The sequence below is a fragment of the Sorangium sp. So ce362 genome (assembly GCF_051519845.1).
Classification (GTDB): Bacteria; Myxococcota_A; Polyangia; order Polyangiales; family Polyangiaceae; genus Sorangium.
Genome location: NZ_CP150332.1, coordinates 8,399,122 through 8,418,416 on the forward strand (window position 1 = coordinate 8,399,122; position 19,295 = coordinate 8,418,416).

Annotated in this window: 15 protein-coding genes, 1 tRNA gene and 2 pseudogenes; 6 read left to right on the top strand and 12 right to left on the bottom strand. The window is 70.9% G+C overall.

Translation table 11 applies throughout. The annotated features are described in order from the left end of the window. Positions 1-134: 134 nt before the first annotated feature. From WMF17_RS32270 to WMF17_RS32280, 3 genes are all read left to right on the top strand, one after another. The gene (locus WMF17_RS32270; protein ID WP_437597063.1) at positions 135-431 is read left to right on the top strand and encodes a hypothetical protein; all 297 of its coding nucleotides are present in this window, start codon (positions 135-137) and stop codon (positions 429-431) included. Positions 432-958: 527 nt separating this feature from the next. After that, positions 959-1,924, top strand: a complete 966-nt coding sequence (locus WMF17_RS32275; RefSeq protein ID WP_437644834.1) for a hypothetical protein — start codon at positions 959-961, stop codon at positions 1,922-1,924. A 185-nt stretch (positions 1,925-2,109) separates the two neighbouring features. Continuing rightward, a complete protein-coding gene (locus tag WMF17_RS32280) occupies positions 2,110-3,486 on the top strand; it encodes a hypothetical protein (RefSeq protein ID WP_437644835.1) in 1,377 nt (458 codons plus the stop codon). Between the two features lie 573 nt (positions 3,487-4,059). On the opposite strand, the gene WMF17_RS32285 is transcribed toward WMF17_RS32280, so the two are convergent. Beyond that, a complete protein-coding gene (locus WMF17_RS32285; protein ID WP_437597066.1) occupies positions 4,060-4,335 on the bottom strand; it encodes an FAD-binding oxidoreductase in 276 nt (91 codons plus the stop codon). 647 nt (positions 4,336-4,982) lie between these two features. Here WMF17_RS32285 and WMF17_RS32290 point away from each other — a divergent pair. Next, positions 4,983-5,057, top strand: a tRNA-Gly gene (locus tag WMF17_RS32290). Between the two features lie 55 nt (positions 5,058-5,112). Here the strand turns inward: WMF17_RS32290 and WMF17_RS32295 are convergent. The 3 genes and pseudogenes from WMF17_RS32295 to WMF17_RS32305 all read right to left on the bottom strand — a co-directional run. Beyond that, entirely contained in the window at positions 5,113-6,132 is a 1,020-nt protein-coding gene (locus WMF17_RS32295) for a DUF2891 domain-containing protein (RefSeq protein ID WP_437651416.1), read from the bottom strand. 98 nt (positions 6,133-6,230) lie between these two features. Then, positions 6,231-6,515: pseudogene (locus WMF17_RS32300) on the bottom strand (5-oxoproline transporter, DUF979 family subunit); the annotation flags it as partial. 49 nt (positions 6,516-6,564) lie between these two features. Continuing rightward, positions 6,565-6,957, bottom strand: a pseudogene (locus WMF17_RS32305) (5-oxoproline transporter, DUF969 family subunit); the annotation flags it as partial. A gap of 66 nt (positions 6,958-7,023) precedes the next feature. Between WMF17_RS32305 and WMF17_RS32310 the strand changes: the two are divergent. Beyond that, positions 7,024-7,479, top strand: coding sequence for a GNAT family N-acetyltransferase (locus WMF17_RS32310; RefSeq protein ID WP_437597068.1), 456 nt, complete (start codon positions 7,024-7,026; stop codon positions 7,477-7,479). 317 nt (positions 7,480-7,796) lie between these two features. Here the strand turns inward: WMF17_RS32310 and WMF17_RS32315 are convergent, their stop codons facing one another. The 8 genes from WMF17_RS32315 to WMF17_RS32350 all read right to left on the bottom strand — a co-directional run bounded on the left by WMF17_RS32315 (position 7,797) and on the right by WMF17_RS32350 (position 17,260). Then, positions 7,797-8,636, bottom strand: a complete 840-nt coding sequence (locus WMF17_RS32315) for a hypothetical protein (RefSeq protein WP_437644837.1) — start codon at positions 8,634-8,636, stop codon at positions 7,797-7,799. Positions 8,637-8,995: 359 nt separating this feature from the next. Then, positions 8,996-9,544 (bottom strand): YwqJ-related putative deaminase, encoded by a 549-nt coding sequence (locus WMF17_RS32320; RefSeq protein ID WP_437644839.1) that lies wholly within the window; start codon positions 9,542-9,544, stop codon positions 8,996-8,998. Continuing rightward, complete coding sequence (locus WMF17_RS32325; protein WP_437644841.1) at positions 9,502-10,251, bottom strand: hypothetical protein; 750 nt, start codon at positions 10,249-10,251, stop codon at positions 9,502-9,504. The genes WMF17_RS32320 and WMF17_RS32325 overlap by 43 nt, the downstream gene beginning before the upstream one ends. A 107-nt stretch (positions 10,252-10,358) precedes the next feature. Beyond that, positions 10,359-12,629 carry a molybdopterin cofactor-binding domain-containing protein gene (locus WMF17_RS32330; protein WP_437644843.1) on the bottom strand — a complete coding sequence of 757 codons (2,271 nt, stop codon included), beginning with the start codon at positions 12,627-12,629 and terminating at the stop codon, positions 10,359-10,361. A gap of 2 nt (positions 12,630-12,631) precedes the next feature. Beyond that, positions 12,632-13,090 (bottom strand): (2Fe-2S)-binding protein, encoded by a 459-nt coding sequence (locus WMF17_RS32335; protein ID WP_437597074.1) that lies wholly within the window; start codon positions 13,088-13,090, stop codon positions 12,632-12,634. Next, positions 13,087-13,734, bottom strand: coding sequence for an Isoquinoline 1-oxidoreductase subunit (locus WMF17_RS32340; protein ID WP_437597075.1), 648 nt, complete (start codon positions 13,732-13,734; stop codon positions 13,087-13,089). Before WMF17_RS32340 ends, WMF17_RS32335 begins: the two co-directional genes overlap by 4 nt. Before the next feature lie 167 nt (positions 13,735-13,901). After that, positions 13,902-15,515, bottom strand: coding sequence for a DUF1552 domain-containing protein (locus WMF17_RS32345; protein WP_437644845.1), 1,614 nt, complete (start codon positions 15,513-15,515; stop codon positions 13,902-13,904). Continuing rightward, a complete protein-coding gene (locus tag WMF17_RS32350; protein ID WP_437644847.1) occupies positions 15,512-17,260 on the bottom strand; it encodes a DUF1592 domain-containing protein in 1,749 nt (582 codons plus the stop codon). The genes WMF17_RS32345 and WMF17_RS32350 overlap by 4 nt, the downstream gene beginning before the upstream one ends. A gap of 573 nt (positions 17,261-17,833) precedes the next feature. On the opposite strand from WMF17_RS32350, the gene WMF17_RS32355 reads away from it, so the two are divergent. Further along, positions 17,834-19,288 (top strand): serine/threonine-protein kinase, encoded by a 1,455-nt coding sequence (locus WMF17_RS32355; protein WP_437644849.1) that lies wholly within the window; start codon positions 17,834-17,836, stop codon positions 19,286-19,288. Positions 19,289-19,295 lie beyond the last annotated feature (7 nt).

A 19,295-nucleotide genomic window follows, 5' to 3' on the forward strand; every position in this document is an offset into this window, starting at 1 on the left:
CGGTTTCATTTCGACCCCAGTACTCTTCTGGCGTCCTTGGCGCCTTGGCGGCTCATTCTCCTCTCGCGGGAGCACCGCCGTCCATCACGGATCTGAGCTCTCGACCCACGACGGCCCTTCGCTATCATCGCCCGGTGCCGACCGAACCGCCGCGCCTCGTTCGTCTCGTCCTCGTCACCAGGGCGGGAGAGCTCCTGGGCGCGCTGCCGCCCTATCCGGTCGCGATGCCGTGGTGGCAGGAGACCCAATCGGTCCTCCAGGGAGCTCGCGAGCGCCACGGCATCGAGGTGACGGTCCTCCGGATGCTCGCCGCCGAGCTCCCGGTTCCCCACGGCGGGGCGGTCACCTACCTCGCGGAGACCGAGGCGCCGCCGCCGCCCGGCGTCGAGCGCCCCGCGCCAGGGCTCGACGCCGGGCGGGCGCGGGCATGACCGGCCTGCCGGCCCGGCCCGGAGGGGCGCTGCTCCGGCTGCGGCTGCCGGGCGAGCGTTGCAGTGGACGGGAGAAAAAGCGAGCCGAACGGCTTTGGGGGGCCCATGGCGCCCGTCGGAGGTCGCCAGCGCGAATCCTGCGCTCGCCGAGATCCACGACAGGCCTTTTTCTGGGAGCTGCACTCCTGGCGACGGCTCATGTTTCCTGCCGCTCCGGCGGTGCGGCTCCAGGTACCCTCTCGCTCGGCAGCGACGCCGCGCGACGTGCACCGGACGCAACGGGGCCATCCCTCCCGCGACCCCAAATTTCGTTTGGCAAGGTCGCTGAGCTGCCCGTCCGTACGGCCCATCTGTGGCCCCTGGAGGGTGGACAGATCTTGCTGGAGCGCAATGGCACCTCCTTCGCCTTGATCGAGGGTGACCATGTAGGGTCGTCGGCAGAGATCGCCGAAGGCCTGCCCATGGAGTCCTCCGTACCGGACGGAGAGATAAGGACCCTCGTCGGGCGCTGGCCCGATGCGGCATGGATGGTCTTGCGCACCCCGGACAACTCGAGCCGGGATTACCCATTCTATCATGAGCGCGTGTTCCGTCTCGGTGGTGCTCGCTGGACGAGGGTCCACCAGGCACCGGAAGGCGACTACGCCGAGGACCTGTACCAGGACCTGTGGGATCAAGGCAGCGGGTGCCTTGTCGGCCTGCTCGTGGACAACGAGGACGCGACAAATGCCTGGACGGCGCGCCAGGAGGTGCTCGATTGCCCCGGACAACCAGCGCCGCGTCCCTCGTACAAGGCGACGAACGAGAAGACGTACGGGATAGCCGCGGCGCGGGGCTGGCGCTCGGGAGACGTGCTGGCGCTCGAGGCGCACGCTGCAATGAAGGAAGGCGAGCCAGCGCCGGTCCGGCTCGTCCTGTCCCGCCCGGGGCGGCCGGACAGGACCGAGATTCTCCTCCCGCTGCCGCCCGAAATCCGGCGCGACAGACGGAAATTCTACCCATGCGACACCCGCCTGCTCGGAGAGAGCCCGACCGACGTGTACGTTGTCGGCAATCATGAGCTCGGTATAGAGGCACCCCAGGGGGTGTATGGGCCTTACCCCTCGGAGGAGACGTCGCCGCCCCTGCTCTTCCATTTTGATGGGACCGCTGTCTCGGAGATGCCCGCCCCACCGACAAGGAGGATCCTGAACGCTGCTCGCGGGCAGGACGGAACGTTGGTGATCCTCGGCCTGCCGCGAGACGCTTCCCGAGGTGGGAAGGCGCCGGAGGTCTGGGCTCTCCCACGGGGCGGCGCCTGGGTGCAGGTACAAATGCCCGTCGATCCGGAGGTGAAGGCCGCGTACACGCCGAAAAGCGTCGCGGCGCGGTCGCTGTCCGACATCTGGGTCGTCGGCGTTCATGAGAAGAGTGAGAGGGATCGCCGGCTCGCCCTCTTCCGCTCTCACCGCCTGACCGAGATCGCGCCGGGATCGGGCCCGACGCACCGGTAGCCGGTCGCCCGTCCCGCAGAGCGCGCGGTCGCCGGATGCGTGCTCACGCGGCGCCGCTCCTTGCAGCCCGCCCCCCCGGCTCCTGGTACACTGCGAGGGAGCGGCGCTCTCTTCGAGCTGGCAGCGGACGGGCGTCGCGGGAGGGGAACAGGGATATGGCGACGCGAAGCGTACTGTGCACGCTGGTGAACTATACGGGCGAGCCGCTCACGTTCGTGGGCCCTCCTCGGCTCGACCACGGGATCCTCACCCCGGGCCGGGAGCCACCGCCGGCGTGCCGATCGACGGCAGTCTGGTCGGCCGAGTCCGACGGCGTCATGACCGGGACCGAAGGCCGCGTGACCTACCGCGGCCCGAGCGGATCGGTGACGGTGTACTGGAACAACCCCTTCGTCGGCGGCAACGACTACGGCGCCACGCCGGACGGCGCCTATATCATCACCAAGGTGCAAGGCCCGAAGGTCGGCAGCAACGTGAACGCCACCTACGTCGTGGACCGCAAGCACGAGGCGGCGCCGGAGGCAGATGCGCCCGGCGGGGCCGCCCCCGCGCAGGCCCAGCCGCAGGCCGAGCGGCCGGAGGAGCCGGGGAAGAACAGCCACCTGCCCACGGGGACTGGGCAGGTCATCGTGATCAGCCCGAAGGACTGGCTCGTCGACATCGCCTGGCAGGCCGTCAACAGCATCGAGTGGAGCCCGCTCATCCTCGAGATCACCGAGAACCGACACGGCAGCCAGAGCGGCGCTGCGTGCCCCGGCATACTGCCCACCTTCCCTGGGGTCAAGGCGAGCGGGAAGTGCCAGCTGCAGCACCAGGCGAAGGCAGCGGAGCGAGAGGCGAAGTACGCCGCAGCGTTCGAGCGGCTCAAGAAAGAAGGGATGGAAGAAAAGCTCGCCCGGGCCAGGGCTCGCGAGGAATCCAGCCAGAATTACAATGACTTTCACTCCTGGTGCGGCGACTTCGTGACCTGGGTGTTCTGGAAGGCCTGGGCCTTGCGTGGCGAGCCGGAGGACAAGATCACGAGCGCGGAGCTCGGCAAATTCCTCAACCGTGAGGCCCTCAACGGCGCGTGGAGACCCGGGGCGAACCTGAACATGATCGAGGCCTATGCGAAGGGTCTCTCGCTCGAAGCATTCCGCGAGAACCAGAACGCGAAAGGTACGCCCACCGGCCTCCTCGTCTGGCATGCGCCGGGGGACGGGTATGCGCCCAAGCCGGGAGACATCTTCATGGCCAACCGCAAGTCCGGAGGCCATATATCCATCGTCGCGTCCTGCGAGCTCGAGGCGATCTATGCCCCGTCGGACACGCAACGGCAGCATCCGCACTATCGATTCACGACGCTGGACGGCAAATCTTTCGATTTCCGCGACGAGGACGGCGAGGCCGGCTGGAACGAGGCGCTGGCGGAGCTCAGCCCAGAAGAGCGCAAGGAGATCGAGGTTCCGCAGGGAAAGTGGCAGGGGGTTGCCCAGAACGAGCGCAGCACCGACGCGACAAAGGACCCGCTCCGGGGTTTCATCGACACCTCGAAGCTCCGGGAGGCCCTCGGGTACCGTTGATACGGGACGGGTCGGCCGCTTCGACCAGGTTCGTGGCCGGCGCGACCAGACGGATCCGCGGCGAAGCGATTAACCTCCTTGCAGGCGTCCACCGGGTAGCGGTCGACGCGCTGGAGCAGGCGCCATCCCTCGGAGAGATCGTCATCGTAGAAGCCGTGAGCGACGAGCGCCGCGGCGACCTTGTTCTTGCGGAGCCCCATGAGCAACAGGAGCACTCGCTCAGCCTTCTGACCTATCGTGAGCTTTGCCACGATCCACCTCCCGGCATACGGCTATCAAGGAGGTAGAGGGGTTTCGAGACGTCGAGTGCGCCCGGAGCGTGCTCTGCGCGCGTGATCCCCAGGGCCGGCAGAGAGAGGAATGGGGTCCGGGAGAATCGCGCCGGGGTGCGTGGCAAGGGCGCCGGCGGTCGACGAGAGGAGCCCCCGGCGCGGGCGGCGGGCGGGAGCCCCGGGACGGCGGAGGCCGCCCCCGGGTCGGGAGACGAGCGCCCCCCGGGGGAACGAGGCGGGCGAGGTGGGGGGTGAGTCGGGCGAGCCGGGGGACGAGACGGGCGAAGCGGATCTCTGTGTGTCAGGCGCGCGCCATCGCGATGGCTCTCCGCCGCTGAAAGGCGGCGCCCTCGAGATCGCCGTTGAGCACCCCCGGCTGGACCACGGCGAGCATCGCCGCCTCGTCGATCGCGACGATCCGGTTCATGCGTTCGAAGCTCACCACCACGCAGCCGTCTCCGGCGGCCGCCCCGCCCGCCACCCCGGTCCCGGCGCCGCGCGGCACCAGCGCGATGCGGTGCCGGGTCGCCCACCGCGCCAGCGCCTGCACCTCCGCGGTCGACGAGGGCCGCGCCACCGCGAGCGGCCAGCCGCCCGCCGCCCAGATCGCGTGATCCTGGCGATATCCCCCCCATCACATCCCGATCGGTGACCAGGCCACCACCCAGCGCGAGGGCGAGCTCTTGAAGCGCGCTCATGTGTCGTGGACCTCCGAGCGGCGCGCCCGCAGGAGCGCCGCGGCCGACCTCGCGTCGCGGGACCGCAGGACCGTGGAACCCCGAAGCTGCGAGACCCGCACGCCGCTCCTCATGGGCAGGGCGGCCCGTCCGGAACGCGGCATCGCGCCTGCTGACCAGGCCGCGCTCGATCCCGGGCCCCCGACCCCGACCCCGGCCCCGGCCATCTCCCGATCGCCCCCCAAGAGGCGCCGGCGCCCGAGCGGGTCATGCGGGCTCCCTGACGCCCACCGCGCCGGTCTCCGGGCTCCCGGGACCAGCAACGCCGGGCACGGCAAGCCGGCCGGGCGGGCTCGTGCCGTCCGGCACGCACGATTGCTCCAGGACCACGCACCTCCGTGCTTGACTAAGGCGCCGCCGGTTGATACTCCTCCGCCGCCTCGACGGAGACAGCCATCCGACGACGGCTCGACGCACTCGGCGTATTCTCCGAGAGGCGCCGGGATGAGTGGATCTCCAGATCCCTCGGTTTCTGTGCTCGACGTTTGCGGGAGTAACTCAGTGGTAGAGTGCAACCTTGCCAAGGTTGACGTCGCGGGTTCAAATCCCGTCTCCCGCTCCACGACCTAGACGCTGCGACACGAGCCGCGGCCGAGCGCCGCGATCTCTGTGGCGCGTCACCCCGCGCCGGCGCCCAGCGCGAGGAGCGCGAAGCTCGCCAGCCAGTGCTCGCCCGCGTAATCGCCGGCCACGTGCGGCAGGCTCGCGTCGAGGTGCCGCTCCGCCGCGTCGAGGGCGCGGGCGCGCACCGGATCCGCTCCGGGCAGGGCCGCGGCGACCGAGCGCCAGCAGAAGGCGCGGCTCAGGTTGAGCCCGTCGAGGTGGGCGATCTTGCCGTCGCTCCGGTCGCTGACCGTCGCCGGCTCGAACAGGGTCGCGGGCTCGCCCGCTGCCGCGCGCGGCAGGAACCGCGCGAGCCAGCCGCGGAACTCCGGCCCGGACAGGACCCGGCGCATGCACTCGGCCTCCATGAGCGCGGGCGAGAGGAAATCGTCCTGCGAGGGCTCCCACGCCTGGCAATCCGCGTCGCGGCCATACCATGCCCGGGCGGCCTCGGCGCAGCGCCGCGAGAGCCGCTCATCGCCCTTCACGGCGGCGTACTCCAGCGCGAGCGCCAGCGCGAAGGCGCTGTTCGTGTGCGCGCCGGCGCGGACCGGATACGTGGCCCTCGGCAGGTACTCGACGAACCGCTCGGCGAACGCGTCGCCAAGCGGGGCCAGCGCGGCCGACCACCGCCGGCCCTCGTCGGTCTCGTACCGCGCGAGCTCGGCCGCGAGCAGGAGCAGCCACGCCCACCCGTAGGGCCGCTCGAAGCCGCGGCTCGCCGGCCGCCGGACATAGGCCAGCTCGACCGCGACCTTCTCGGCCGTGAGCTGCGCGTCGAGCAGCGCGCGGATCGCGGCCGCGCAGGGGGCGCCGGGGAAGAGGCGATGGACCCGCGCGAGGAGCCAGTGGCCGTGCACGCACGAGTGCCAGTCGAAGCTGCCGTAGAAGATGGGGTGCAGGTCGCGCGGGCCCTTCACGTCCTCGGGGCCGGCCATGACGTGATCGAGCTTGCTCGGATACTCCCGCGTCACGTGCCCGAGCGCGATGGCGGCGAGGCGCGTGGCGATGTCCGGTGTCAGGACGTGCGTCATGGGTGGAGACCTCGGCGCCCGAAGACGAGCACGGCCACGAGCCGATGGCCACCCGGACGCGGGGAACGGGCGCGGCCTCAGCGCCGGAAGACGAGCAGCTACATGAGGAGCGTGTTCCCGATCAGCAGGAGCAGCGCGGTGGGGATCTGGGCCTTGATCACGCCGTCGCGATCGGGCAGCCCGAGCAGCGCCGCGGGCACGATGTTGAAGTTGGCGGCCATGGGCGTCATCAGCGTCCCGCAGAAGCCGGACAGCATGCCGATGGCGCTCATGACCGCCGGGTCGCCGCCGAGCCGGCGCACGATCAGCGGCAACCCCACGGCCGCGGTCATGACCGGAAACGCCGCGAACGCGTTCCCCTTGATCACCGTGAACACCGCCATAGATGAGCAGGATCGACGCGATGGCGAGGAAGATGTCCTCTCCGAAGAACAGCGCCACGTTGTCGACCGCCGCCGCCGAGGCGCGGATCAGCCAGCGTGTCCTGTCCGGCAGCGGCCCGTACCGGTTCTCCGCGGCGGCCTCGGCCACGGGCGCGATCAGCGGCCGGACCATCTGCGCGTGGCCGCCCAGCGAGGTCATGCCGAGGGCCGCGCTGAGCTGCCGTATCACGAAATACACGAGCAGGAGGCGCCCGGTCGTGGCGGTCTTCACCCGCGAGACCAGCGCGCGCGCCCGCTCCTGGAGGCCGGAGCGCTCCAGGAGACCGATGACCGGCAGGACCAGCCAGATCCACGGGCGCGCGCTGGATCGAGCCCGCGCCGGCGCCTCCTCTTGACGCCGCGCGGTCCCTCGGATGCTCTCCCCGGAGAGCGACGGACACACGGGTCGCTGGAGGAGCCGTCAGGGACCAGGACCCCGAGCGCGCAGGCTGAACGGAGGATCGCCACAGTGGAGCATGAGGCAGCTGAAGACATCGTCATCTCGTCGGACAAGGCGCTCCTCGACATCGAGCGGATCCACGCCTTCCTCGCGTCTGCCTACTGGAGCACGGGCATCCCCCGGGAGGTGGTCGAGCGGGCCATCCAAAGCTCGCTCTGCTTCGGCGTCTACAAGGCGGGAGCGCAGATCGGGTTCGCCCGGGTGATCACCGACCACGCGACGTTCGCGTACCTGGCCGACGTGTTCATCGTCGAGGCGGAGCAGCGCCAGGGATACGGCAAGGCGCTGATCGCCCACGTCGCCGAGGCCCTGGGTCACCTCCGGCTGCGGCGGACGCTGCTCGCCACCGCGGACGCGCACGGGCTCTACCGGCAGTTCGGCTTCACACCGCTCGAGAAGCCGGACCTGTTCATGGAGATCAACGTCAAGGACATCTACCAGCAGGGAAAGGCGGGGAACTCTTAGCGCGCCGAACAAAACCGGACCGAGCCAGGCAGCCGAGAGCGGGTGCAGCGCTAGGCGCGACGAGGAGCCCTACTGAAGTAGGGCGACGAGGAGCAACGACGCGATGCGCCCGCTCTCGGCTGCCTGGCGACGGGAGGTTTTGAGAGGCGCTCTTGGCCGAGGGGCGCGCCCATCCGGAGGCCCTGTCCCCCGCGGGCGCGATCTCCACCGGCAGGGACTGCAGGGTTGCGGAGCATCACCGCCTAGCGCTGCCAGTCCTCCTCCTGCCTGGCGGGCCGGATCCTCGGCCGGTACGGGAGCAGCCGCTCGCGGACGACCTACCCCGAGAGGAGCGCGCGCGCCCTTGCCTCAGCCTGGGAGGTGAAGCATTTCAAGAACGCTCGCTCACCGGGCCGCTGGAACGCTATGAGGTCGCTGGAGACCGCCAGGGTCGCCCAGTCATCGGTTCCGATCGGGTCGACAACGAGCCCGAGACGCCCGCAGAGCTCGACGATCGGGAGGTCTGAAGCGTGCGTGGCCGCGATCTTCGCGTCGAAACGAAGGATACGCTCGACGTAGGCGGCGTAGCTCGACGCCGAGACGGACCACAGGTCGTCCTCGAACGTGTAACGGTAGATGCGGCGGTCCTCACCGAGGTAGAGGAACGCTTCCGATGTCCCGATGTCCCAGTAGCCGACGAGCAGCCGCGATGACTCACCCGCCGGAAGCCAGGGGTCACCGGATCGCAGGAGCGGCGATTCGAACGCCTGTGCGGAAGCGGCGCCCGCGAAGAACTCTGCGTGGCAGAGGACGGGACCACACATGGCGGCTCGATCGAACCGCCGGATGCCACGCCCGATGCCGAGCGCGTCCGAGACGGCATCGACGAGGCACGATGACGGTCCTTGTGCATGCAGCCATGCGAGGAAAGCGGGGCAGCCCTCGTCGTTGATGACCACGAATGCCGGGACCGTGGGCACGCCGTCAAACGACGACTGCCACGGGTCGTGCAAGCGCACTGTCGCTCGTTTGTCGAGCCCCAGCGACATCTCCCCGCCAGGGAGGCGGTAGCGGACTGCCGCGCTGCCGTTGCGCACCAGGAAGGCCCCCTCGACGCCCGGCTCCCGGTCATCGAACAACAGCCCCTCGCCTTCCAGCGGCTCGCTCTCGGCAAGCACGGCCGAGTAGGCAGGGAACCAGATCGGCTTGCGAGGCTGCCGCTCACCGAAAGCCCGGAGCCAGGGGACGAGCTGCTCGGCGCTTCGCGCATGAAGGCACCACGTGTCCCGGTTCTCGGTGACCAGCACCGAGCCCTCGTACCACCTGAAGGAGCCACACGACTCCGAGGCAGGCGGCACGTCACCACCCCGCGCGCGTACGGCGTCGAGGATCTCGTCGCGGGCGACGGTGGGGGCGCCCGTGCAAGCGAGATAGCTGTCGTTCCACCCCGCGAAACGCGAGCGGAGCCGTTCGCGGTCCCTGGACGGGATGCCGGGGAGCGCGGGGAAGTCGAGCACCTGTGGTTCCAGCGATGAGGTCATAGCTGCTGCCATTGGCCATTCACGTAATCGTATGTGCCCGGGTTCATGGCGCCGACCCGCCCCACGCGTCGGTCCCGCTCGGCCCGTGACATCTGTCCAGCGGCCACTTGCTGGTCCAGCGTCTCCGCGTACCTCGCCGTATTTGCGCGGTTCGCGTCGGCCACATTTCCGGCGTTGATGTCGTTGCGGAGCTGCGTGTTGGGAAGCGCCCCGCGAGCCGCCGTCGGCGGCGGCAGCGGGGTGCCGGGCGGGGCGTTTCGCGGTGGTGGTGGCGACGCCGGGGTCACGGGCGGAGGCTGACCCGCGCCCGCCATGGCATAGAGGCGCGAGAGCATCTGCGAGCAGTTCGGGCACGGAGCGCACGCGGTAGCGTTGGGGTCGCTATCATTGCTCCCGATGCTGCCCATCCGACGAAGAGCCCGCCGCAGATGCCGCTGCCCTCGCGGAGTGCCGGGGTCGCACGAGACGCCATTTCGCCGCTCGTAGTCCTGAAGGTAACGGCTCACGGCGTCCGGCTCGGAGCAGCCGCCGGCCGGCCTTGGCATGGCATTGCGCGTCGGGAGCGCGGCCGCGCCGGCGGGGTGGAGCTGCCGCTGGTACGGCTCATTGCTGCCAGGCTCGGTCGGCGGTGTCCTCGGGTCGCGCGCCGACGCCTGCGCGATCGGCGCCGGTGAGCCCGGCGAGTACGCATAGCGCCGGCGCTCGACCAGCATCGGTAGTCGAACCGCAAGGTCTCCGGGCCGCCCAGCTTGCCGACCCATACGGGTTCGCCCGGACGGTCGACGGCGGTCCCACGGCCGGAGACGGCCGAGCGGAGGACGTTGCCGTGCGCGTCCCTCGTGAGCGCGATGCCCCCGCCGCCCGCGAAGAGGCGCCCCGTCTCGGCGTCCATCGGGTCGTACGCGAACGTCGCGATCGGCTGGTCCGCGCCCCTGTCATCCGAGAAGAAGAGCGCAGAGCACCGCCCGGCGGGGTCGCGCGGGGTGGCGATCGAGACGGCGCCGAGCACGGTCATCCTCGTGCGGTTCATGCCGGCGTCGTACAGCTGCTGGACGCTCGCGGCGGAGGCAGGATCGTTGACCAGCGCCGTTTCCTCACGGATGCAACGCCCTCGCGCGTCGTACGTGTACTGCGTGCAGGCGGCCTCCGTCTCGAAGAGCACGAGGCGGCCGCGCTCGTCGTACTCCAGCTTGTGGAACGTGTCGTCCGAGAAGGCGCGCTCGATCACCCGATCGAGGTCGTCGTAGGTCATCTCGACGAACTCGCCATCGTCGAAGGTGATCCTCGACAGCCCCCGGGCTGAATTTCAATTCACCCGGCCCCCCCTCGACCCCCTCCGGCTCGATCCCCCCGCCCCCCTCACAGCCCCAGCCGCCGCAGCGGGAGCTCCCGCGCGCGCGTCTTCGTCAGGGCGAACACGGCGTTCGCGATCGCGGGCGCCACAGGCGGCACCCCGGGCTCCCCGACGCCCCCGGGCGGCGCGTCGCTCTTCACGATCTCCACGTGGATCCGCTGCGGCACCTCCGTGGTCCGCACCACCGGGTAGTCGCGGAAGTTCGTCTGCTCGACCGCGCCGCCCTTCACCGTGATGGCGCCGTGGAGCGCGATGCTCATCCCGAAGACCACCGCCCCTTCCATCTGCGAGCGCACGCGGTCCAGGTTGATGACCGTGCCGGCGTCGGCGACGAGCCACACCTCGTCGACCTGCACCTTGCCGAGCGCGTCCTTCGACACCGCGGCGACGACCGCCACGTACGTGAGGAAGCTCCGGTGCGCGGCGAGGCCCACCGCGCGGCCCGCCTTGCGCGCGGCGCTCCACCCCGAGATCTCCGTCACCCGCTCGATCACGTGCCGCAGGCGGCCCACGTCGACCGGGTGCTTCTCGATCGGCGCCCCGTAGTTCGGGACCTTCTGGACCCCCAGCTCGGCCGGCGTCGCCTGGCGCGCCGGGCCGAGCACCTCGAGCAGCACATCGCGCGGATCGGCCTGCCGCGCGTGCGCGATCTCGTCGATGAAGCTCTGCACCGCGAAGGCGTGGAAGATGTTGCACACCGACCGGAGCCACCCGATCCGGACGTGCGCCGGCGCGTCGCAGGCCTCGGCGCGGACGTTCGGGGCCGCGAGCGCGAGGTCGAGCACGCCGAGGCCGAGCTCGTTGTCGCTCGGGGTCTTCACCCTCCCGTCGAACGTCGACGGGATCGGCGGAAACGCCGTCCGGTGCAGCCAGGCGCTCACCTTGCCGTCCGCGTCGAGCCCCGCCTTGAGGTACTGCGCGCTCACGCTGTGGAAATAGCCGCTCTGCACGTCGTCCTCGCGGGTCCACTGCACCCGCACCGGCGTCCCCATGGCGCGCGCGAGCAGCGCCGCCTCGGCCACATAGTCCGGCTTGGACTTCCGCCCGAACCCGCCGCCGAGGAACGTCACGTGCACGGTCACCTTGCCCTCGTCGACCCCGAGCGCCCGCGCCACCTCGGTGCGCGCCGACTGGGGGTTCTGCGTCGGCGCCCACACCTCGCAGCCGTTCGCGTCGACCCGCGCCACCGCCGAGGGCGGCTCCATGGCCGCGTGCGCCAGGTGCGGCACGTAGTACTCGGCCTCGAGCGTGCGCGCCGCCTTCGCGAGCGCCCCGTCCACGTCGCCGACCTTCCGCACGACCTTGCCCGGCGCGCGCGCCGCGCCCGAGAGCGCCTCGCGGTAGCTCGCCGAGTCGTACGCCGCGTTCGCGCCGTGATCCCATTCGATCTGCAGCGCCGCCCGGCCGCGCATCGCGGCCCACGTCGTGTCCGCCACGACCGCGACGCCGCCGAGCGGCTGAAACCCGACCGCGCCGCCCTGCGGACCCGGCAGCTCCACGAGCTTCTTCACGCCCGCGACGGCCAGCGCGCGCGCCCCGTCGTACCGCACGACCTTGCCCCCCACGACCGGCGGGCGCGCGATCACCGCCGTGAGCATGCCCGGCAGGCGCACGTCCGCGCCGAACTGCGCTGTACCTGTCACGATGGCCGGTGCGTCGAGCAGCGGGAGCGGGCCGCCGACGCGCTTCAGCTCCGAGACGGGGCGGAGCGCGACGGTCTTCGCGTCGGGCACCGGGAGCTTCGCCGCGTCGGCCACGAGCTCGCGGAAGTCCAGCGAGCGCTTCGACTTCGCGTGGTGGACCGCGTGCTGCTCGGCCACGCACTCCGCGGCGGGCACGCGCCACTTCTTCGCCGCGACAGCGACGAGCATCGCGCGCGCCGTCGCGCCCACGCGGCGCATCGGCTCGTAGCCGTCGCGCACGCTGCGCGAGCCGTCGGTGTTCTGATCGCCGTAGGCCTTGTCGCCGTCGCCCTGCACGATCTTCACCCGCGCCATGTCGGCCCCGAGCTCGTCGGCGACGAGGACCGGCAGCGAGCTGCGGATCCCCTGCCCCATCTCCGACCGGTGACAGACGATCGACACCGTGCCGTCGGTCGCGACGTGGAGAAACACCCCGGTCCGGAGCCCCGGCTGCGACGGCAGCGCGGCGGACCCGGGCGGCGGCGGGGCGGCCTCGGCGTCGCCCTCGGCGAGCCCGAGCGCGAGCCCGCCGGCCGCGAGCCCGAGCCCCGCGAGGAAGGAGCGGCGGAGGAGGACGACGCGTTGCTGTTCCATCTTCACTCCGTCGGGAGGCCGGCGGCCTTGCGGACCGCGGCGCGGATGCGCGTGTACGTCCCGCACCGGCAGATGTTGCCGGCGAGCGACTTATCGATATCGTCGTTCGACGGCCGCGGGTTCTTCCGCAGGAGCGCGGCCGCGCTCATGATCTGCCCCGCCTGGCAGAAGCCGCACTGCGGGACGCCGAGCTCCACCCACGCGCGCTGCAGCGGGTGATCGCCGGCCGGGCTGAGCCCCTCGATGGTCGTCACCGAGCCGCCCGCCGCGCGCTTCACCGGCGTCACGCAGGCGCGCACGGTCTCGCCGTCGAGGTGCACGACGCACGCCCCGCAGAGCGCCTGGCCGCAACCGTACTTGGTCCCCGTCAGGCCGAGCACGTCGCGCAGCACCCAGAGCAGCGGCGTCTCCGGATCCACGTCGAGCTCCTGCTCGGCGCCGTTCACCTTCAGGATGATCATGGTCGGGACTCCTCGGGCGGGCACGCGGCGCCCGCCTTCACCCACGCATCGATGAGCGCGGCGAAGACCGCCTGCGAGCCGGGCGCCTTGGTGCGGCCATGCCCGGGCGCCCACCCCCACGCGACGAGCTCGTCGTGCGCGGCGTGCTCGACGATCTGCGCGAGCGTCTTCTTGCCGTTGCGCGCCGGATCCTTGATCTGCCCGCAGATCGCCGCCGGCGAGCGGCCGAGCCACGCCATCTCCGCCGGCGCGAGGTGCCAGCCCGGCGCCCCGGGCACGCGGGCGAAATCGAGGTTCTGCGCCTGGTGGCACGACGTGCACTCCATCGCCGCGACCCCGCGATCGGTCGGCCCGCGCTCGGCGGGCGGACTGTGCCGCTCGCCGGCGTCGCCCTGACGCGGGACGCCGTCGTGCGGATGGCAGTTCACGCAGCGCGGATGGAGCAGCACCTTGCTCGCCTCGAGGAAGAGCGAGGCCGCGCGCGCGCCGTCGTCCCGGATCGACGCGAACGCCTCCGGACTGCGGAGCTCGCCCGCCGGCACGGGCGGGAGCTGGACCGGCCTGGGCGCCTCCGCGGGAGGGGCATCGCACGCCGCGGCGAGGAGGCCGACGCCCGCCAGGAAGCAGAGGAAGAGAGGCTGCATCGCGGCGCGTAGACTGATGGCTTCCTGCGCGCAGCACAAGCCCTTCCTCGGACCCCGGCTCTCCGCGCGCCGCGCCCCCGATGAGCGCCGGACGCCGCCCGCCCGCCCGCTCGCCCCGCGCGCTCCCCGCGTCGCGCGAGCCCCCCCCGAGGACCTGAAGCAGCTCGTCACGCCTTGATGGCGTCGAGCTCACCCGGGTTGCTGATGCCTGGCCCGTCGATGACGTTGCCTGCGCCATCCGTGGTGAACGACGGAGCGCTGCCACCGAAGCCAGCCGAGACCGCGTCCGACACGCCGAATCGATCGACCGGAACCCACTCGGGCGTCCCGGCGCCGAGCGCGTTGATCAAGGTCGTATAGAGCTTGTTCAACGGGACGGTTCCGCCCGATGAGCCGGTGTTGCCGCTGTTGTTCTCGTCCTCCCCGCCGCCCGCGCAGCTGGCTTCGCTGTTGCCCACCGCGAGGTTCCCGCCCGCGAGGTTCACCGCCACGCCCTGCTTGAGGTAACCGCCGGCGCCGCCGGCGATCACGATGGGTAAGTTGTTTGTGTTGTGCGCGTTGCCATCGGCGAGCTCCGGCAGCCACATGACCGCGGAGTTGTCGAGCATGGTGCCGCCCCCCTCCTCGATGCTGTCGATGGTCTTGACCAGCTTGGCGTAGCGCCCTGCGTACCAGCGGTCGATCTCGTGGATCTGCTCGAGGACGCCGCTCACGCACTGGCCGCCCGTGGCGGCGCTCCCGTTCCGGTGCGAGAGCCCGTGATGATCGTGGGTGTGGCTGATGCCGTCCCACTTGAACGTCACGAAGCCCGGCCACTGGAGCACGATGGAGCGGTTATTGTCGCACATCATCGTGAGGGCGATGAGGCGGATCATCATCTCGCTGCCCAGCGTGTACACCGTCTCGCTGTTACCGCCGAAGCCGCCGCCGCGGGCGGGGTAGCCCGCCGCCGTGAGGGCAGCGTCCGTGACGCCGAGCGCGGCTGCAGCTTCCGCGGTGCAAGCAGAGGGCAGGACCCGCTGCTCCGTCTCGCGGAGCAGGGCGAGCCAGTCGTCGACCTTCCTCCGATCGGCGCCGCTCATTTTCCGGGCCTTGAGGGCGTTCAGATCATGAGTCACGAGATCGATGATGCTCTCGCCGCGAGCCACGCGATGATCCGCCTCGGTCTCGGAGCCGCTCGCGAAGAGCCCGGTCAGGCTGCTGTACACCGTGCGCGCGTTTGTCACGGGGGCGAACGGCGTACTCGACGCCGAGTACGACACGATGCCCTTGACGTTCGTGAAGGCATTGCCGACGGAGAGCACGAGCGGGATCTTGTTGGTGCCCTGGTTGAAGCGGCGCGCGATCTCGTGGTCGAGCGAGTGCGACAGCGCCCAGTGCTCCCCGGCGGGATCGAGGGGCGCGCAGGTCAGCTTGCTGCCCATGCCCTGATCGTGGGGATCGAAATGCACGGTGCCGTCCACCTTGTTGTTGAGCCCGTTCAGGGGCATCGCGAGCCCGCGCGGGAAGAGCAGCTTCGCCGCGTAGGGAGCGAGCGGGGCGAGGGTTCGAGGCTTCCCATCCGCCTGCACCGTCTCCAGGGACGCCGCGGTGACGCTCCCGGCCCCGTTCTCGATCGTCGGGAACCAACGGTTCGTCAGGCAACCGTTGTTTGTGTAGAAGATCACCAGGCGCCGCGGCGACGGGGCTTCCTGCGCTCGCGCGGAGCGGACGAGCGAATTCAAGAAGGGAACCGCGAGCGCTGCGCCACAAATCCCGCGCAGGAATAATCTTCGGTTCACGGCGCCACCTCCGTCTGTAGTGCACGATATCGGAACGACTGACTTTGCGTGAGGTCTGCGATCAGGTCGAGCACGGTGTAGCCGCCCTGGGTGAGCTTGGCGGTCAGCTCGTCCACGGTGCAGGAATCTTCGTTGTTGAGCTCGCGCTGGTAGGCGAACGAGACCCACTTTCGCACGTAGCACCTGTGCGCCTCCGGGGAGCTCGCGATGGCCTCGGAGAGCGCCACCGGGCCGTCGAGCTCCACGATGTTCTCGCCCATGTCGACGCTCACCCGTGTGTCGATGGACGCGCCGGAGAACGACTCCGTCTGCTGGTAGGCTCCCACGGCGTCGTACGCCTCGAGCGCGAAGCCCGTCGGGTTGATGTACGGGTGATGGCAGAACTTGCAGCCGTCTCCCGCCGTCTGTGCGTCGACGCGAGCGCGGTTTGTCGTGAGGTTGTCATCCGTGGGCAGCGGCGTGCCCTCCACCATCGGTGGTGGCGGCAGGATGTTCGCGCAGAGGATCTCTTTCTGCAAGAACGCGCCGCGCAAGATGGGCGACGTCCGGTCGTACCCCGAGTGCGACACAAGGAAGCCCAGGCGAGTGAAGAGGCCGGAACGCCGCGTCGGGTCGAGATCGACCGGTACGAGCTCCGCGCCGTTGAACTGCGCAGGATCCAGGTCGTAGAGCGGCGCCAGGGAGGCGTTGGCGAAGCCCACCGGCGTGGTGACGAGCTCCTGGAACGTCCCGGCCTGGTCGAAGACCACGTGCTCGATGAAGCGCTCGGTCTCCTCCGACAGAAGGGGGACCATCGAGGCATTGAAATCCGGGAAGGCGTCCGGATCACGCTGGATGTCCGACCAGCGCGTGCCGGGCCCCATGTGGAGGTAGTGCTCGTGGAAGCCTTTGACCATCGCGCGGCTCCTGGGATCCGCCAGCATTCGCTGTGCCTGCGCGAGAATTTGCTCGGGTGTGAGCAGCGCGTCGGCGTCCGCTGCGGCGAACAGCGCGTCGTCCGGCATGCTCCCCCAGAGCAAGTACGAGAGGCGCGACGCCACCTCGTGGCTGTTCAGCGCGAAGTACTCGCCCTCGGCTTTCTCGCTGATCTCTGCTCGCGTCAGGAAGGAGGGCGAGAGCAAGAACGCCTCGATGATCAGCTGGGCGCCGTCGGCGAACGAGCCGGTCGGCGTGAGCGCCTGGCGGCGGGCGTAGAGGGCCTGGAAGAGCCCCCTCTCCTCGTCGGTGAGCGGGCGCCGGAAGGCGCGCCGTCCCAGCGTATCGATGAGCTGGTGCGCGCACGCGGTGCCGTCGGCGTCCGGGGTGCAGGGGATGGTCCTGGCTCGCGCCCCGGGGTCTGCCATGACCGCCGCCGCCACCGTCGCTGCGGCGGTTTTGTACCCATCCCACGCGCGCTGATCGACGCTTCCGACGCCGTCCGGCGCGAGCATCGACGACGGCTGGTTGTCGATGCCGACCAGATCGCGAATCGTGTTGTCGTACTGCCCCCTCGTCAGACGCGGCAGCGCCGACGTTCGCGGGACCCCCGGCACGCACACCGTCGGCTCGACGTCGGGGTTGCCACCCGTCGAGCCGCTCCCGCCGCTGCCCGCTCCGCTGCCAGGCCCGCTGCCAGGCCCGCTGCCGGGCCCGCTGCTCCCCTCTACGTCGTCTCCGCCGCCGATCATTGCAGTGCAGCCGGACATGGCCGCACAACCCGTCGTGAGCAGCGCAGGAACGATGAACCGTCTCGCCCACGTGTTCATAGAACTCACCTCATCCGGGGGGCTCTCACATCGGCCATCGCCCAGACATAGAATGCCCTGTCAGGGGGTCGCTGATCACTATTTTTCTCGTATTTTCGTGCTGACGCAAGTTTGCTTCTGCCTCGAAATTCGCTCGGGCGAGACGTTTTGGGGGCCGGCCCTGTCGAACAGCGCGCCGTGCTCCGCCTCCGTGCGCTCTTCCCGGCCGACACGCGCATCCTGCGGATATCGAACAGCTTCGAGAGGGTGTGTCGACGAGGGTGTGCGACCGAAAGATCTATTGTCTCCATCAGGGCTTCAAGGACCCACGCGCGCTGTGGTGCGCCACCTTCGACGGGGCGTGGTGCCCTCCGCGGCACCCCTTGGTGTAGCGAACTGTCACGAGGGCTCTGCACAGCGCGGCCCCACGCCACGATGCGCCACGCCGACGCCAGCTCATGCCCCCGTAACCCCTCAATCGAGCCGCTGGCTCGCCGCATGCAAGCCGGCTCCGGCATGAGCAACACGGTAGGAATGGGTGAGGCCACACAGCCATCGCCGTGCCTGATCGCCCCATCTGAGGCAATCCGCCACATGGCGCCGTCGAGCTCGGAACGCGGGCCGCTGCCCGGGATGCAGGTGAGCTCGCAGCTCCGGCTCCTCCGCGCGCTCGGTCAAGGCGGCATGGGGAGCGTCTGGCTCGCCGAGCACGCCGCGCTCAGGACGCAGGTCGCGGTGAAATTCCTCCGCGACATCTACGTCGATCACCCGCTCGCCGTCGTCCGCCTCCGGCGCGAGGCGGAGGCCGCCGCCCGGATCCAGAGCCCGCATGTGGTGCGGGTGTTCGACCTCGGGCTCACCGACCAGGGGGTCCCGTACATCCTGATGGAGCACCTCGAAGGCGAGACGCTCCAGGACCTCGTCGAGCGGCGCCGGCGCCTCTCGCTCGACGAGGCGGTCTCCATCCTGCGCCAGACCTGCGCTGCGCTGGCCAGGGCGCACGAGTCGGGCATCGTTCACCGCGACATCAAGCCAGAGAACATCTTCCTCGTGGAGGGCGAGCGCGAGCCGTTCGTGAAGGTGCTCGACTTCGGCATCGCCAAGAACACCGTCGAGGAGGCCGATCGGCTCACGGTCACGGGCGCCATCCTGGGGACGCCGCACTTCATGTCGCCGGAGCAGATGGCGGGCGGAGCGCGGGTCGGGCCGCACAGCGATCTCTGGGCCCTCGGCGTCGTGGCCTACTTCTGCCTGACCGGGCAGCTCCCCTTCGGCGGGGCCACCATCGCGGCGGTGGCGGTCGCGATCGACCGCGGGTCGCCCCCGCCGCCGTCCCGCTTCGCGCCGGGCCTGCCGCCCGCGATCGACGCCTGGGTCCTCTCGCTGCTCGAGCCGGACCCGGCGCGCCGCGCCCAGAGCGCCCGCGCCGTCCTCGAGGCGCTGGACGCCGCCATCGCCGCCCCGCGCGACGCGCGGCCCTCCCCCGGCCCGACCGAGCTCATGCCCCCGCGCGACACCCTCACCTCGGGCGAAGGCTTCTCGTCCCTCGTCACCACGCTGATGCCCTTCGGCACCCTCGGCGCCGCCGCGCCGCGGCCGCGGGCGCGGGCGCGCACCTGGGCCATGGCGGCGACCGCCGTGATGGGGATCAGCACCCTCGCCTGGGCCGGCGTCACCCGGACGACGACCCCCCAGGCGGCGCAGGCCGCGTCGCTCGCCAGCATCGGAGCCGGGCCGTCGGCGCACCCCGCCGCCGAGCCCGCAGCTCAGTGCGCGACGAGCGCGCCGCAGGCCGCGGCCGACGCGCCGCCCACGCCGAGGGCGCCGTCGCCGGCCATGCCGCAGCCGGCGCCGGCCACGCCGCAGCCGGCGCCGGCCACGCCGCAGCCGGCACCGGCCACGCCGCAGCCCGACGTGCAGCCTGTCGCGACGGCGCCGGCCGCGGCGCAGGCCGACCCCAGGGCGCCGGGTGTCGCGCAGGCGGCGCGCGTGGCGCCGTTCAAGCAGGTGGCCACGCGGACGCGCCCGCGCCGCGATCTCGGGTTCTGACGGGGGA